The organism is Sagittula sp. P11 (assembly GCF_002814095.1).
GTDB lineage: Bacteria > Pseudomonadota > Alphaproteobacteria > Rhodobacterales > Rhodobacteraceae > Sagittula.
This window is the reverse complement of sequence record NZ_CP021913.1, coordinates 1,702,387-1,715,916: the sequence shown is the minus strand read 5'-3', so window position 1 is coordinate 1,715,916 and position 13,530 is coordinate 1,702,387. Positions and strand designations below refer to the sequence as shown.

The 13,530-nt window shown below is 65.3% G+C and carries 14 protein-coding genes; 9 read left to right on the top strand and 5 right to left on the bottom strand.

The features are described 5' to 3' along the window. Nucleotides 1-14 precede the first annotated feature (14 nt). Together CDO87_RS08415 and CDO87_RS08410 are read left to right on the top strand one after the other, a co-directional pair. Nucleotides 15-1,466, top strand: a complete 1,452-nt coding sequence (locus tag CDO87_RS08415) for a biotin carboxylase (RefSeq protein WP_100928362.1) — start codon at nt 15-17, stop codon at nt 1,464-1,466. A 12-nt stretch (nt 1,467-1,478) separates the two neighbouring features. Then, nucleotides 1,479-2,480 carry a C45 family autoproteolytic acyltransferase/hydolase gene (locus tag CDO87_RS08410; RefSeq protein ID WP_100928361.1) on the top strand — a complete coding sequence of 334 codons (1,002 nt, stop codon included), beginning with the start codon at nt 1,479-1,481 and terminating at the stop codon, nt 2,478-2,480. 51 nt (nt 2,481-2,531) lie between these two features. On the opposite strand, the gene betC is transcribed toward CDO87_RS08410, so the two are convergent. Next, entirely contained in the window at nt 2,532-4,052 is a 1,521-nt protein-coding gene (gene betC, locus CDO87_RS08405; protein WP_100928360.1) for a choline-sulfatase, read from the bottom strand. Between the two features lie 439 nt (nt 4,053-4,491). Between betC and CDO87_RS08400 the strand changes: the two genes are divergently transcribed. The 3 genes from CDO87_RS08400 (at nt 4,492) to rimO (ending at nt 7,760) form a co-directional block, all read left to right on the top strand. Then, the gene (locus CDO87_RS08400) at nt 4,492-5,574 is read left to right on the top strand and encodes an ATP-binding protein (protein ID WP_157814945.1); all 1,083 of its coding nucleotides are present in this window, start codon (nt 4,492-4,494) and stop codon (nt 5,572-5,574) included. Between the two features lie 130 nt (nt 5,575-5,704). Continuing rightward, complete coding sequence (locus CDO87_RS08395) at nt 5,705-6,292, top strand: GcrA family cell cycle regulator (protein ID WP_100928358.1); 588 nt, start codon at nt 5,705-5,707, stop codon at nt 6,290-6,292. 109 nt (nt 6,293-6,401) lie between these two features. Beyond that, the gene (rimO, locus tag CDO87_RS08390; protein WP_100928357.1) at nt 6,402-7,760 is read left to right on the top strand and encodes a 30S ribosomal protein S12 methylthiotransferase RimO; all 1,359 of its coding nucleotides are present in this window, start codon (nt 6,402-6,404) and stop codon (nt 7,758-7,760) included. On the opposite strand, the gene CDO87_RS08385 is transcribed toward rimO, so the two are convergent. Continuing rightward, entirely contained in the window at nt 7,757-8,218 is a 462-nt protein-coding gene (locus tag CDO87_RS08385; protein WP_100928356.1) for a hypothetical protein, read from the bottom strand. The two genes, rimO and CDO87_RS08385, sit on opposite strands and share 4 nt — an antisense overlap. 197 nt (nt 8,219-8,415) lie before the next feature. Here CDO87_RS08385 and CDO87_RS08380 point away from each other — a divergent pair, with 197 nt between their 5' ends. Genes CDO87_RS08380 through CDO87_RS08370 form a run of 3 tightly spaced genes read left to right on the top strand, consistent with a single transcriptional unit; the run spans nt 8,416 to nt 10,615 of the window. Further along, the gene (locus tag CDO87_RS08380; protein ID WP_100928355.1) at nt 8,416-8,994 is read left to right on the top strand and encodes a thymidine kinase; all 579 of its coding nucleotides are present in this window, start codon (nt 8,416-8,418) and stop codon (nt 8,992-8,994) included. A gap of 2 nt (nt 8,995-8,996) precedes the next feature. Beyond that, nucleotides 8,997-10,148 carry a benzoate/H(+) symporter BenE family transporter gene (locus tag CDO87_RS08375; protein WP_100928354.1) on the top strand — a complete coding sequence of 384 codons (1,152 nt, stop codon included), beginning with the start codon at nt 8,997-8,999 and terminating at the stop codon, nt 10,146-10,148. Further along, complete coding sequence (locus CDO87_RS08370) at nt 10,145-10,615, top strand: GNAT family N-acetyltransferase (protein ID WP_100928353.1); 471 nt, start codon at nt 10,145-10,147, stop codon at nt 10,613-10,615. Before CDO87_RS08375 ends, CDO87_RS08370 begins: the two co-directional genes overlap by 4 nt. On the opposite strand, the gene CDO87_RS08365 is transcribed toward CDO87_RS08370, so the two are convergent. Then, the gene (locus CDO87_RS08365; RefSeq protein ID WP_100930884.1) at nt 10,579-11,697 is read right to left on the bottom strand and encodes a beta-ketoacyl-ACP synthase III; all 1,119 of its coding nucleotides are present in this window, start codon (nt 11,695-11,697) and stop codon (nt 10,579-10,581) included. The genes CDO87_RS08370 and CDO87_RS08365 overlap by 37 nt on opposite strands. Nucleotides 11,698-11,819: 122 nt before the next feature. Between CDO87_RS08365 and CDO87_RS08360 the strand changes: the two genes are divergently transcribed. Beyond that, a complete protein-coding gene (locus CDO87_RS08360; protein WP_100928352.1) occupies nt 11,820-12,065 on the top strand; it encodes a hypothetical protein in 246 nt (81 codons plus the stop codon). Between the two features lie 36 nt (nt 12,066-12,101). On the opposite strand, the gene CDO87_RS08355 is transcribed toward CDO87_RS08360, so the two are convergent. Together CDO87_RS08355 and proC are read right to left on the bottom strand one after the other, a co-directional pair. Next, nucleotides 12,102-12,440 (bottom strand): tRNA-binding protein, encoded by a 339-nt coding sequence (locus CDO87_RS08355; RefSeq protein WP_100928351.1) that lies wholly within the window; start codon nt 12,438-12,440, stop codon nt 12,102-12,104. Further along, the gene (gene proC, locus CDO87_RS08350) at nt 12,433-13,248 is read right to left on the bottom strand and encodes a pyrroline-5-carboxylate reductase (RefSeq protein ID WP_100928350.1); all 816 of its coding nucleotides are present in this window, start codon (nt 13,246-13,248) and stop codon (nt 12,433-12,435) included. The genes CDO87_RS08355 and proC overlap by 8 nt, the downstream gene beginning before the upstream one ends. Between the last annotated feature and the right edge of the window lie 282 nt (nt 13,249-13,530).

The following is a 13,530-nucleotide window of genomic DNA, read 5'->3' as shown; positions in this document are numbered from 1 at the left end:
GGGAGGTGAACCAGATGACCAAGAAAACGCTCAAGAACATTTCGGAGATCCGCCGGTATTTCCACACCAACAAGGATCCGATCTATTTCGTGTCCGCGACAAACTTCAACCTGCTCGGGCTCGACGAATGGGTGAAGAATTTCAAGTACATCTGCTACATGGACTGCTTCGACGGGCGGCATCCGAACGTCTTCGTGCCCTCCGAGATGCCGCACGACGAATTCCAGTCCATCGAGGACATCAACAACTACCTCCTCCAGCACAAGGAAGTGGTCGACCTGGTGAAGTCGCGCGGCGGCAAGCCGAAGTTCGTCTTCCTTATGTTCGACGAAAAGACGGAGAAGCTGGCCAAGGACCTGGGTGGCGAGGTCTGGTTCCCCAAGGCCAAGCTGCGCACGGCAATGGACAACAAGATCGAGACCGTCCGCGTCGGCAACAAGGCGGACGTGCCCTCTGTGCCCAACACCCTGTCGGAGGTGAAGGACTACGCGCACCTGCAGGAGATCTGCAAGAAGGCCGGGCTGGGCGACGACCTCGTGCTGCAGTCTGCCTTCGGTGACAGCGGGCACACCACCTTCTTCATCAAGTCCGAGGCCGATTTCCGCAAGTACGAGCACGACATCGTCGGCGAGGGCGAGATCAAGATCATGAAGCGCATCGATTGCCGAGGTTCGGCGATCGAGGCGTGCGCGACCTCGCAGGGCACCATCGTCGGCCCGCTGATGACCGAACTCGTGGGCTTCAAGGAGCTGACACCATATCGTGGGGGCTGGTGTGGGAACGAGATCTTCTCCACCGCGTTCAGTCCCAAGCAGCGTCAGAAGGCGCGTGCGCTTACCTTCCAGTTCGGCGAACAGTTGCGCAAGGAAGGTTACCGGGGGTACTTCGAGCTGGACTTCCTCATCGACAAGAAGAACGACGACATCTGGCTGGGCGAGCTGAACCCGCGCATCACCGGCGCGTCGTCGATGACCAATCACGCCGCGTTTGCCCATGCCGACGCGCCGCTCTTCCTGTTCCACCTGCTCGAATTCTCGAAGAAGCCGTTCCAACTCGATGTGGATGAACTGAACGCCCGCTGGGCCGATCCCGACATGATCGACTCATGGAGCCAGATGGTCATCAAGCACACCGAGGACAGCGTCGACATCATCACCGAAGCGCCGCAGTCCGGCATCTACCGGATGAACGAGGACGGCACGGTGGAATTCGACCGGTTCGACTATCACCGCCGCGCCGTTGAGACAGAAAACGAGGCTTTCTTCCTCCGCATCTCCAAAGTCGGCGACTACCGCTACGAAGGCGCCGATCTGGGCATCCTCGTCACCCGTGGCCGGTCCATGACGCAGGGTTTCCAATTGACCGACAAATCCAAGCGCTGGATTGACGGCGTCAAGGCCAGCTACAAGGCACGGGCTCTGCCCTCGGCTCAGGCGTTCGAGGATCCGGCCTTCAAGATCATGTAAGGTTTCCAGGAAATGCTTTTCCGCGCCATCCATGAAGATGAGCCCGGGCCGAAATGGTCCGGGCTTTTCTCGGAATACCGCAACGCCTACCTGAGCTGGTGGGCGCGCGAAGGCGTGGCCGTGCGTCCGACCTACATGGAAGGTCTGAACGCGATGCGGACCCACATGCCGGAGATCGTGCCGCTCTACGAGCAACTGGTCGAGCTGGCCGGCGGTGGCGACCGTGACGCGCGGTTTCTCAGTTTCTATTGTCCGCCGCGCTACCTGACGGGCTGCAGTCAGGCGATCTGGCCGGGCGACAAACCCCTGATGGTTCGCAACTACGACTACAATCCGCATGCGGTCGATGCCGTGCTGTTGCGGACACGCTGGCAGGGGCGCCGCGTGATCGGCATGTCCGACGGGCTGTTCGGGCTGGTCGACGGCATGAACGAGGACGGGCTTGCGGTGTCGCTGACCTTCGGCGGGCGGCGCGAGGCCGGTGTGGGCTTCGGGGTGCCGCTTCTGCTGCGCTACATCCTGCAGACCTGCACCACGGTCCCCGAAGCGATCGACGTGCTCGCCCGGGTGCCCAGCCACATGAGCTACAACGTAACCGTCCTGGATGCGAAGCGGCGGTTCGCGACGGCTTATCTGGCACCGGACCGCGCGCCTCAGATCACCCATGCAGCGGTCGCCACCAACCACCAGGAACGTGTCGAGTGGCGCAGCCACGCGCGGCTGACCGCGACGGTCGAGCGCGAACGCTATCTGCTGCAACGCCTGACGCTGCATCCGGAGCCGGAAGACAAGTTCATCCGCGCCTTCCTGCGGCCACCGCTCTATTCGCTGGCCTTCGACCGGGGGTTCGGCACGCTCTACACCGCCGCCTACAGACCCCGGACAGGGCGGGTCGAGATCTTCTGGCCCGGCAGGCAATGGTCCAAGAGTTTCGACGCCTTCGAAGAGGACTTCATGACCATTGCGTATCCGCAGGTCACAACGGCGCCCGCACATTACCCGGGCGGCGCATAGGTTGTTTGGCAGGCCCGTCGCGCAAGGCGGCAGACCTGCCCACGCTCCCCCTCAGAGCGGCGGGAAACGGTAGCGGTTGTTGGCAACGGCCCAGTCCATGTGATTGCGCACGTATTCCTGCGTGGCATCGCGCGGCGGGTTGTAGTCCCAGTGCTCGCCCGCCCCGGCCTCCATCGCGGCGTGAAGCGCGCGCCGGGACTTCTGGGTCCGCATCACGTTTTCACGCAGCGTGGCACTGTCCCAGCGCTCGGCGACTTCTGCGGCAAAGGCGGCTGCCGCGTCGGCATAGGCCGGGTCGGTCGCGACGTTCACCTTCTCCAACGGGTCCTTCGACAGGTCGTAAAGCTGCGCAGGATCGGGATCGCAGTGGATGTATTTGAGCGGCCCGCGCCGGATCATGAACACCGGCCACGGCGTCATCTCGGCACAGTATTCGCCGATCACGAGGTCGACCGGATCGTCTTCCCCGCGTGCCAGCGGCATCAGCGACCGCCCGTCGACGGGTTCGCCCAGCATCGACATGTCACCGCCGCCCGCCTCGATGAAGGTCGGGAGCAGGTCGACCAGCGAACAGGCATTTGCAGCGGTGCCCTGCGCCACGCCCGGCCCCGTCATGATCATCGGGATGCGGGCCGAGTGCTCGAAGAAGTTCATCTTGAACCACAATCCGCGCTCGCCCAGCATGTCGCCGTGGTCGGCGGTGACGATCAGCAGCGTGTTGTCCAGTTCGCCGATGTCCTCCAGCGTCTTCACCAGCGTGCCGACCTTGCTGTCGAAATAGCTGACGTTGGCCAGATAGGCGCGGCGCGCCCGGTGGACCTCTTCGTCAGTGAGGGGGATATAGCTGGCCTCGATCCCGTCCATCACGCGGCGCGACCCGGGGTCCTGCTCCTCTGGTGACAGCGGATATTCCGGCATGTCGACCTCGTCGTCAGAGTACAGGTCCCACCACTCCAGTTTCGCGACGTAGGGGTCGTGCGGGTGGATGAAGCTGGCGACCATGCAGAAGGGCGACTTGTCCCCGGCTGCGCGGTCCCGTCCCCGGTCGATCAGCCAGCGTCGGGCGGCGAACTCCACCTCGTCGTCGTAGTCTGTCTGGTAGGTGGCGACGGCGACTCCGCTTTCCTTGACCGTCTGCATGTTGTGATACCACTTGTCGATGCGCTCGTCCGCGGCCTCCCAATCGGGGGTCCAGGCGAAATCGGCGGGGTAGATGTCCGTGGTCACTCGGTCCTGGAAACCGTGCTTTTGGTCGGGGCCGACGAAGTGCATCTTGCCGGACAGGCAGGTGCGGTAGCCGAGCGCCTTCAGGTAATGCGCGAAGGTCGGCACGGAGGCGCGGAATTCGCAGGCGTTGTCGAAGGCCGCGATCCTGCTGATGAGCTGGCCGGACATGAAGGCAAAGCGCGACGGCGCGCAGAGCGGCGAGTTGCAGTAGGCCGCGTCGAAACGCATGCCGCGCGCGGCGAGGGCGTCGATGTTCGGTGTCTTTGCCGACCTGTGGCCGTAGGCGCCAAGGAAATGCGGCGCAAGCTGATCGGCCATGATCACGACGATATTGGGACGGGTCACGTGTTTTCTCCGGAATGAAAGGGCAGACGACGGGTTCAGCCCCGGTGCGGGGGCGGCTGGTACTGCATGCTTTTCCGGTGACGCGGTTTCATGCGCACATCATTGCACCACGCAGGGCCGAACCGCCAAGCGGAAAGCGAGGCCGGTATGGCCGAGGGCCGCGGATAACCATTTGGTAATCGTCCTCTGGCTACAAAAGCCGAAGGCGACCTGGCGCGGTTTCGCGACACCGTCCCTGGTTGGGCGGCCCGGCGTCCATGTGCCAGTCCGATTGTACCGGCTTTCGTACCAAGTGAGGGAGGATCCACTGACCCATGCCTTGCGCCGCGCACCGCCAACGCATCGGTCATGTATTGGTCAGCCTGCCGCATGGCCCGCGGCCATGACGCGGATCCTTGTCGTCGGCAGGACCGACGCCCGACGGTCTCAGGTGGCCGGAATGCTGAAAGAAGGGGCACCGGCGCCGGATCTGGAATTCGCCACCGACGGCCCCGCCTGCCTGCAGCGGATCGGTGAATTGCCACGCGTCGATTGTGTGATCCTCGTCCCCGACAGCGACGATCTGCAGTGGCAGGAACTGGTCAGCCAGATCGCGGGGACGCGCCCGTTGACGGCGGTGATCTATATCGCCGCCCTCGTGGACGAAGGGGTAGCGGTGGACGTGATGAAACGGGGGGCGCAGGACTACTGCGTGCTGACGAAGATCACGACAGAGGGTCTGGCCCGCGCCGTGGCGAACGCCGTCCAGCGGACGGACATGGCGCGCAGGATCGAAGACCAGCAATACAGCCTGAGAACCTTCGCGCATGTCCTTGTCCACGACCTTCGCGCGCCGTTGCGCTCGGTCGGTGGCGGCATCGACATGCTGATCGAGGACCTGCCGCAGGCGCAACGGCAGAACCACGCCGAGGTCCTGGAATTCATCCGGGGCGGCGCGTTAAGAATGGAGCGGCTGATCATGTCGCTTTACGGGCTCTGCAAGGCAGAGAGCGAGCCGCGCCAACGTCCCGTCGACCTCGCCGACCTCGTGGCGGAGCTGGAGAAGGCGCTGCGCGCGGACCTGAGGGAGCGGGAGGCCGAGCTCCACCTTGTTGGCGAGCCTCCCCGCGTCCAGGCTGATCCGGTCCTGCTCCTGCAACTGCTCCAGAACCTCGTCGCGAACGGGGTCAAGTTCAACCGCGCCGCGCGGCCCCGGGTGGAGATCGCCGGCACGACGACAACCTTCGGCTGGCGGATCGAGGTGGCGGACAACGGCATAGGCATCGCGGAGGAGCACCGGACACGCATCTTCGAACCCTTCGCGCGGCTCCATGCGGAGGACGAGTTCCCGGGCAGCGGGCTGGGGCTGGCGACGTGCAGCCGCATCGCCGCGCGCCACGGCGGCCATCTGGGCTGCACCTCCGTGCCGGGGGAGGGCGCGCGCTTCATCCTCGATCTGCCGCGCTTTGACGGGGAGGCCGGTCAGCGGCAGGTGACGCAGCCGCTTTCGGCGAGGGGAAACGTGGCCGACGTGCTGCGCTGACCGGCGGGCAGAGGCCCAGGAGAATCGCACCGCCTTGTAACTTTGGGCGTGATGATTAGAATATCGTCTCAACGAATAGACCGTCAGGCGGCCCGGACAAGCGCGGCCGCTTTTTCAATAGGAAGCTCCGATGTCGTGGACAGATGAACGCGTGGAAATGCTCAAGAAGATGTGGTCGGAGGGTCAGTCGGCCAGCCAGATCGCAAAGGAGCTGGGCGGCGTGACCCGCAACGCGGTGATCGGGAAGGTGCATCGCCTCGGGCTGTCGAACCGGGCCGGCAGCGCGCCCGCCCCGGCAGAGGCAAAACCGGAAGTCAAGCCGCAGGCCGCCAAGCCGAAACCGGCACCGAAGCCCGCCGCGGCCCCCGAAGCCAAACCGGCAGAACCCGCGCCCGCACCGGCCGCCGCGGCAGCACCAGCCCCGCAGTCCCCGGCGCGCAAGCAGATCATTCCGGCGGGCCAGCCTCTTCCGCCGCAGCCTTCGACGAACGAGATCAGCCCCGAGGCGCTGGCGAAAGTCAACGAAGTGGAAAAGAAGGCGAAGAAGCTGACCCTGATGGAATTGACCGAACGGACCTGCAAGTGGCCCGTCGGCGATCCCGCCACGGAGGACTTCTGGTTCTGCGGGCTGCCGGTCCAGCAGGGCAAGCCCTACTGCGAGGCCCATGTCGGCGTCGCCTTCCAGCCGATGAGCGCGCGCCGCGACCGGCGCCGCTGATCCCAACGCAACGGCGGACTGGCGGGAAGGCGCCCGCCATCGCCGTTTGTGTCCGGGGGCGTGACGACCGGGGCTTCACCGGCGGTTAAGGGTGCAGTATAGGCGGCCCATGCAGAATCCCCCCGATCTCCGCCCTGACCTTGCGCGCGCCCGCATCACCGACACCGTCCGCGACGGCCAGCCGACCATCGGCATGGTCTCCCTCGGCTGTCCGAAGGCGCTGGTGGACAGCGAGCGCATCCTGACGCGCCTGCGCGCCGAGGGCTACGGCATCTCCTCCGACTACGCCGGCGCCGATGCGGTGATCGTGAACACCTGCGGTTTTCTCGACAGTGCCAAGGCCGAAAGCCTCGACGCCATCGGCGAGGCACTGGCCGAAAACGGTCGGGTCATCGTGACCGGCTGTCTTGGCGCGGAACCGGAGTACATCACAGGGACCCATCCGAAGGTTCTGGCGGTCACCGGACCGCATCAGTACGAGCAGGTGCTGGACGCCGTGCATGGCGCGGTGCCGCCGTCGCCCGATCCGTTCATCGATCTTCTGCCGGCCAGCGGCGTGTCCCTGACGCCGAGGCATTACAGCTATCTGAAGATCTCCGAAGGCTGCAATCACAAGTGCCGGTTCTGCATCATTCCAGACATGCGCGGCCGACTGCAAAGCCGTCCCGCCCGCGCGGTCCTGCGCGAGGCTGAGAAACTGGTTGAGGCCGGTGTTAAGGAGCTGCTGGTCATCAGCCAGGACACATCCGCCTACGGGACGGACTGGAAGGACCGCGACGCAAAGTTTCCCTTCGTCGACCTGGCCCGCGACCTGGGCGAGTTGGGCGCGTGGGTGCGGCTGCATTACGTCTATCCTTACCCGCACGTGCGGCAGGTGATCCCGCTGATGGCAGAGAGCAAGGTGCTGCCCTACCTCGACATTCCGTTCCAGCACAGCCACCCGGGCACCCTGCGCCGGATGGCCCGACCCGCCGCGGCCGAGCGTACGCTGGACGAGATCGCTGCATGGCGGTCGGATTGCCCCGACATCGCACTCCGCTCCACCTTCATCGTGGGTTACCCCGGAGAGACTGAAGCGGAGTTCCAGCACCTTCTGGACTGGATGGACGAGGCGCAACTCGACCGCGTGGGCTGCTTCCAGTACGAGAACGTCGCCGGTGCGCGCTCCAACACGCTGCCGGATCACGTCCCGGACGAGGTGAAGGCCGAACGCTGGGCGCGCTTCATGGAAAAGGCGCAGGCGATCTCGGAGGCCAAGCTGGCCGCGAAGGTCGGTCGACGCATGGATGTCATCGTCGACGACGTGGACGAGGACGGCATCGCCACCTGCCGCACCAAGGCCGACGCGCCTGAGATCGACGGCAACCTGTTCATCGACGAAGGCGCGGAGGCATTGAAGCCGGGTCAGATCGTGACCGTCGCGGTCGACGAGGCCGGGGAATACGACCTCTGGGGACGACTGGCCTAGCGGGCTGTCTCGTCCTCGAGGTGCATCTTGATGTCGATCAGCACCTTCTGGATCTCCAGGGTTTCCTTCAGCATCCGCTTGGCTTCGTTGACGGAGATGTCTCCGTCGACCATTGACGTGTGATATTCGGCCATCAGCATGGCGAACCGTTGCGACAGGGCGATCACGTCTGAGTTCATCCCGCCCGGTGACCGCGTGTTGCGGCGGTCCTCGTCGAAGTGCAGCGTTATGCCCTTCAGCTCTGCCAGCGCGGCGGTGACATGCGGGTAGGAGGCCTTCTCTTCCAGCGCGGCGACAACATCCACCGGCATGAAGCGGTCCGCATGTTCGACATGATCGGAATAATACCGGCCCAGCGTCGCCTTGGACTTGCCTGACAGCGCACAGGCCGTCTCGATCCCGACGTCCTTCACCAAGGCTTCGCTGTGCTTCTTCAGGTAGTTTCCGACGTTCGCCATCGTGATCCTCTCTGCAGGTGCGCCTGCGTCCGGGGCGGCGCGTTGCACTTCCATTACCCGCGGAGCGCGCCGCCGTCATGGCGAAATCAACCCGCCGGCAACAGCACGCTCACGCCCGCGCCGGGCTGTCCTGCGTTCCGGCGGTGACGTTTCGAGGCACTCTTGCCTCTCCCGGGCGGCTGACGCAAAAGCGGGTCATGGCCAAGCTGCACTTCCATTACTCGACCATGAACGCGGGCAAGTCGACGCTGCTTCTGCAGGCGGCGCACAACTACAATGAACGCGGGATGGAGACTTACCTGATGATCGCCGCCTTCGACGACCGCGCCGGCAAGGGGCGGATCGGATCGCGGATCGGCCTCGCGCGGGAGGCGGATGTCTTCGGCACCCACTCCGATCTTTTCGAGATGATCGAGGCGCGGCGGGCGAAGGGCGATGTGGCCTGCATCTTCGTCGACGAGGCGCAGTTCATGACGACCGAACAGGTCTGGCAGCTGGCCCGCGTGGTCGACGATCTCGACGTGCCCGTGATGGCCTATGGCCTGCGGGTGGATTTCCGAGGCGAGCTGTTCCCCGGTTCCGCGGCGCTGCTGGCGCTGGCGGACGTGATGCGGGAGGTCCGGACCATCTGCCACTGCGGCCGCAAGGCGACGATGGTGATCCGGCAGGACGCCGAGGGCCGGGCATTGCTGGACGGCGCGCAGGTCCAGATCGGCGGCAACGAAGCTTACGTCAGCCTGTGCCGCCGCCACTGGCGGCAAAAAGTAGGACGCTAGACATGGGCGGATCACAGGCGTTCACCGCGGGCCTGGTGGTGGCGATTGTCGGTTTCTTCTCGTCTTTCCCGATCTTCCTCGCCGGTGTCGAGGCGATGGGCGCAACACAGGCGCAGGCCTCCTCCGCCTTGATGGCCGGTGCGCTGGCGATGGGGCTTGCCGGGATCGTTCTGGCGCTGTGGACCAAGACGCCCGCGTCCTGTGCGTGGTCGACCCCGGGGGCGGCACTGCTCGCGGCCTCCGCTGCGGACCCGCAGGGCTTTTCCGGTGCGGTCGGGGCCTTTGCCGTGGCAGGTGCGCTGACGGTCGTCGCGGGGTTCTGGAAACCGCTGGTTCGGCTGGCGCAAAGCGTACCCGGCCCGATCACGCAAGCGATGCTGGCCGGGGTGCTGCTGCCCATCTGCTTCACCCCCATCCGCGCGGTGGCCGAGGCGCCGGCGGTGGCCCTTCCGATCCTTCTGACGTGGTTCGTGGCGACACGCATCCGGCGGCTCTTTGCGGTGCCTGCCGCGGTGCTCGTCACCTTCGGGCTGGTCATCTGGCACAACGGCACTCTGCCTCTCCCGGACCACGCCCTGACCGCACCGGTCTGGGTGATGCCCACGCTGTCCCTGCAAGGGGTGATCGGTCTGGCCGTGCCGCTGTTCATCGTGACCATGGCGACGCAGAACATGCCGGGCGTTGCGGTGCTACGCACCAATGGGTTCACGCCTCCGCCCGGGCCGATGTTCGCCACGGTCGGCGCGATCTCGATCCTGTCGGCGCCTTTCGGTGCGGTGCAGACCAACCTCGCCGCCATCACCGCGGCCATGTGCTCGGACGAGCACGCCCATCGTGACCACGGAAAGCGCTACTGGGCGGCTGTCTGGGCCGGTGTCTTCTACTGCCTATTCGGTATCTTCGCGGCTCTTGTGACCTTCATCGCAGCCGCCGCCCCGCCTTTCGCCATGGCAACGCTGGCGGGTGTGGCGCTGTTCGGTGTGTTCATGACGTCGATGACCGGCGCGCTCCGGGCGGACGAGACCCGCGAAGCGGCGGTGCTGACCTTCATCGTGACCGCGTCGGGCCTGACGCTCTTCGGGATTGGCGGCGCGGTCTGGGGGCTGCTGGTCGGCGGGATCGTACACCTTCTGAACATGCGGGGCGGCAAATGATACGGCAGGCAAAACCGGACGACGCGGCAGCAATACGGGAGATCGCCGAGGCGTCTTACGCGCGGTACGTGCCGCGCATCGGGCGCCGCCCGGCGCCGATGGATGCGGATGTCGACGCCCAGATCGGGCAGGGTGTCCTATACGTCTACGACGACGGGAAACCGTTGGGGTACATCGCCTTCTGGCCCGAGGGCGGGGCGATGGTTCTCGATGCGGTGGGCGTGGCACCGGAGGCGTCGGGACGTGGCATCGGCAAGGCGCTGATCGGCTTCTGCGAGGCGGAAGCGGCCAAGCTGGGCCTTGACCGGATCAGCCTCTACACCAATGCGAAGATGACGGAGAACCTCTCGATGTACCCGCACCTCGGCTACGTCGAGACGCATCGTATGGTGCAGGACGGGTTCGACCGGGTGTTCTTCGAAAAGCCGGTTCAGCCGCGCTCCACCAGCACCGACCCCACCGAGTAACCCGCGCCGAAAGAGCAGATCACGCCCCTGTCCCCGGGCGCGAGATCGCCGGAGTTCTTGGAGAACGCGATGATCGACCCGGCGGAGGATGTATTGGCGTAGTCCTGAAGGATGTTCGGCTGTTCGCCTTCTTCGGGCATGCGGCCCAACACCTTCTTTCCGATGAAATCGTTCATCGTCTTGTTGGCCTGATGCAGCCAGAGACGCTTCAGCCCGTCCGCTTCCCAGCCCTCTGCCTCCATGTGGCCGAGGATGTGCGCAGAGACAAGCGGGAGCACCTCCTTGAAGACCTTCCGGCCGTTCTGCATGAACTGCATGTCGCGGCGGTCTTCCATCTGGTCGTGCGTCCGGCGCAAGAATCCGTTGTTGTTGCGGATGTTGTTTGAGAACTGCGTCGCGCAGCGGGTGGAGACGATGTCGAACCGCGCGCCCTGTGCGTCTTCGGCACGTTCGATCAGGACAGCGGTGCACACGTCGCCGAAGATGAAGTGGCAGTCTCGGTCGCGCCATTCCAGGTGGCCGGAGCAGATCTCCGGATTGACCACGAGCGCGCGCCGCACGCTGCCCGACCGGATCATGTCCGCCGCCGCCTGGATGCCGAAGGTGGCGGAGGAGCAGGCGACGTTCATGTCGAAGGCAAAGCCCTGCGCGCCCAGCAGTTGCTGAATCTCGATCGCGATGGCGGGATAGGCGCGTTCGTGGTTCGACGCCGCGCAGATCACCAGATCGACGTCCGCACCGTCCCGGCCCGCCATGGCCAGCGCCTTGCCGCAGGCATCGACCGCCATTTCCGCCATGATGGACGGTGCCTCGTCCGGGCGGGCGGGCAGATCGGGGAACATGCGTTCGGGATCGAGCACGCCGGACTTGTCCATCACGTAACGCCGTTCGATGCCGGAAGCGGAGAAGATGAAGTCGGAGCTGGAATGATCCATCGCCTGCACCGTCCCGCCGGCGATCTCGTCGGCGTGCCGTTCGTTCCACAGATCGGCATAGGCATTGAACGCCGCCACCAGTTCGTCGTTGGTGATGTTCTCGGTCGGGGTGAATACCCCGTGCCCCGTGATGGCGGGTCTGAACATGGTCTCCTCCTGCGTTTGCGCCAGCATCCGCACGGCACGGGGGGTGTCAAGCGGGGCGTGGCGGAACCTGCGTTCGTCTCGCACGTTTTCCATGTGAGGGACGACCCGAAAGGAGCAACGACATGGACCGCTTGGCGTATTTCATCGCGCACATGGCCGGGGCCAGCATCGCAGGCGCCGCGCTGATCGTCTTCTTCATCTTCGGCTGGTACAGTTGGTGGGCCGTGGTCACCGCCGGTATCATTGGCCTGGTTCTGGCCTGGCCGGTGGGCAAGCTGATCTCTGTCCGGATCAAGAAGGACGACCCCAACTGGAACTACGCCGGCGGGATGGGCATCGTGCCCGATCCCAAAGCGCCGGAACTCTGAAGCCGGAACTCTGACAATGCGACGTCCGGCGCGCCCTCAGCAGAGGCGCGCGCCGTTTTGAACAGGATGATCGGGTCGCGCAAGCGTCACGGCGCCATCCGCGTCGTGGTAACCCAGGACCAGCACTTCGGACATGAACGGCCCGATCTGGCGCGGCGGGAAGTTGACGACCGCCGAGACTTGGCGGCCGACGAGGTCTTCGGGCGCGTAGTGCACGGTGATCTGGGCAGAGGACTTCTTCTCTCCGATCTCCGGGCCGAAGTCGATCCACAGCTTGATCGCGGGCTTGCGCGCTTCGGGGAAAGGTTCGGCACGCGTGACGGTGCCGACGCGGATATCCACCGCCATGAAGTCGTCGAAAGTGATCTCAGCCATTGGCTAGTTCCTTGGATCGGTTGGCCGCTGCGGCCACGGTGTCCTTGATGAGGGGCGGCAGGCCCTTCTCCTCGTCCATCAGCACGTCGAGACCGGCCTGCGTCGTGCCGTTCGGGGAGGTCACGTTGCGGCGGAGCTGCGTCGGATCGTCGTCGGCCTGCATGGCAAGCGCCCCTGCGCCCGCGACGGTTGCCTTGGCCAGCGTCATGGCCAGCTCCGGCGCCAGCCCCTGTGCCTCGCCCGCGGCGGCCATGCACTCGATCATGTGGAACACATAGGCGGGGCCGGAGCCCGACAGGCCGGTGACGGCATCCATCTGGACCTCCGATTCAAGCCGCACCACCTCTCCAACCGCGGACAGGAGCGTCTCGGCAAGGTCGAGATCGGTGTCCGAGGCCTTCGGGTTGCCGATGATGGCGGTGATCCCCTGGCTGATGGCGGCGGGGGTGTTCGGCATGGCGCGGATGATCGGTGTCGCGCTGCCGAGAATGTCCTCGTAGGTCGCGATCGAGATGCCCGCCGCGACGGAGACGAACAGCGTCTTGCCATTGCCCATGGCCTGCAGCGTGGGCAGGGCCTCGCCCATCATCTGCGGCTTGACGGCGATCAGGACGATGGCAGGTTCGGGCGGCAGTTCCTCGTTCAGATGCACGCCCCGGCCCTTCAGCCAGTCGGAGGGGTTGGGGTCCGTCACCCAGACGGAGGATGCGGGGAGGCCGCGCTTCAGCCAGCCTTCGAGCATCGCCGATCCCATCTTGCCGCAGCCCAGCAGCACGAGCCCCTTTTCGGCCAGGATTCCGTCTTTCATGCCTGTTCCTCCTGAAAACACTTTGCGCGCCAAGAGGTAGCCCGAGGGGCACAGAAAGGGCAATGCGGGGCGCGTGGAAAGACGGCCTGAAAGTGGCCCGGCACAGCCGCAGACAGGCGGACGGAAGCGCCGCATCGCAAATGAGCAGCGGCAGACGAATACCGCTGGCAAAGCGATGGCGCCATTTCGCAACCCATTGACTTCGCGCCGCGCCCGGCCCCACTTCTGCGCGAAAGGACAGAGGATCACACGCGGATCCAGCGACCGGGCGGAACCTTGACG

What these genes read in the sequence shown, in the direction of transcription:
- CDO87_RS08415 (WP_100928362.1), top strand. Translation starts at nt 15, where the DNA reads ATGACCAAGAAAACGCTCAAGAACATTTCGGAGATCCGCCGGTATTTC.
- CDO87_RS08410 (WP_100928361.1), top strand. Translation starts at nt 1,479, where the DNA reads ATGCTTTTCCGCGCCATCCATGAAGATGAGCCCGGGCCGAAATGGTCC.
- CDO87_RS08400 (WP_157814945.1), top strand. Translation starts at nt 4,492, where the DNA reads ATGCTGAAAGAAGGGGCACCGGCGCCGGATCTGGAATTCGCCACCGAC.
- CDO87_RS08395 (WP_100928358.1), top strand. Translation starts at nt 5,705, where the DNA reads ATGTCGTGGACAGATGAACGCGTGGAAATGCTCAAGAAGATGTGGTCG.
- rimO (WP_100928357.1), top strand. Translation starts at nt 6,402, where the DNA reads ATGCAGAATCCCCCCGATCTCCGCCCTGACCTTGCGCGCGCCCGCATC.
- CDO87_RS08385 (WP_100928356.1), bottom strand. Translation starts at nt 8,218, where the DNA reads ATGGCGAACGTCGGAAACTACCTGAAGAAGCACAGCGAAGCCTTGGTG.
- CDO87_RS08380 (WP_100928355.1), top strand. Translation starts at nt 8,416, where the DNA reads ATGGCCAAGCTGCACTTCCATTACTCGACCATGAACGCGGGCAAGTCG.
- CDO87_RS08375 (WP_100928354.1), top strand. Translation starts at nt 8,997, where the DNA reads ATGGGCGGATCACAGGCGTTCACCGCGGGCCTGGTGGTGGCGATTGTC.
- CDO87_RS08370 (WP_100928353.1), top strand. Translation starts at nt 10,145, where the DNA reads ATGATACGGCAGGCAAAACCGGACGACGCGGCAGCAATACGGGAGATC.
- CDO87_RS08365 (WP_100930884.1), bottom strand. Translation starts at nt 11,697, where the DNA reads ATGTTCAGACCCGCCATCACGGGGCACGGGGTATTCACCCCGACCGAG.
- CDO87_RS08360 (WP_100928352.1), top strand. Translation starts at nt 11,820, where the DNA reads ATGGACCGCTTGGCGTATTTCATCGCGCACATGGCCGGGGCCAGCATC.
- CDO87_RS08355 (WP_100928351.1), bottom strand. Translation starts at nt 12,440, where the DNA reads ATGGCTGAGATCACTTTCGACGACTTCATGGCGGTGGATATCCGCGTC.
- proC (WP_100928350.1), bottom strand. Translation starts at nt 13,248, where the DNA reads ATGAAAGACGGAATCCTGGCCGAAAAGGGGCTCGTGCTGCTGGGCTGC.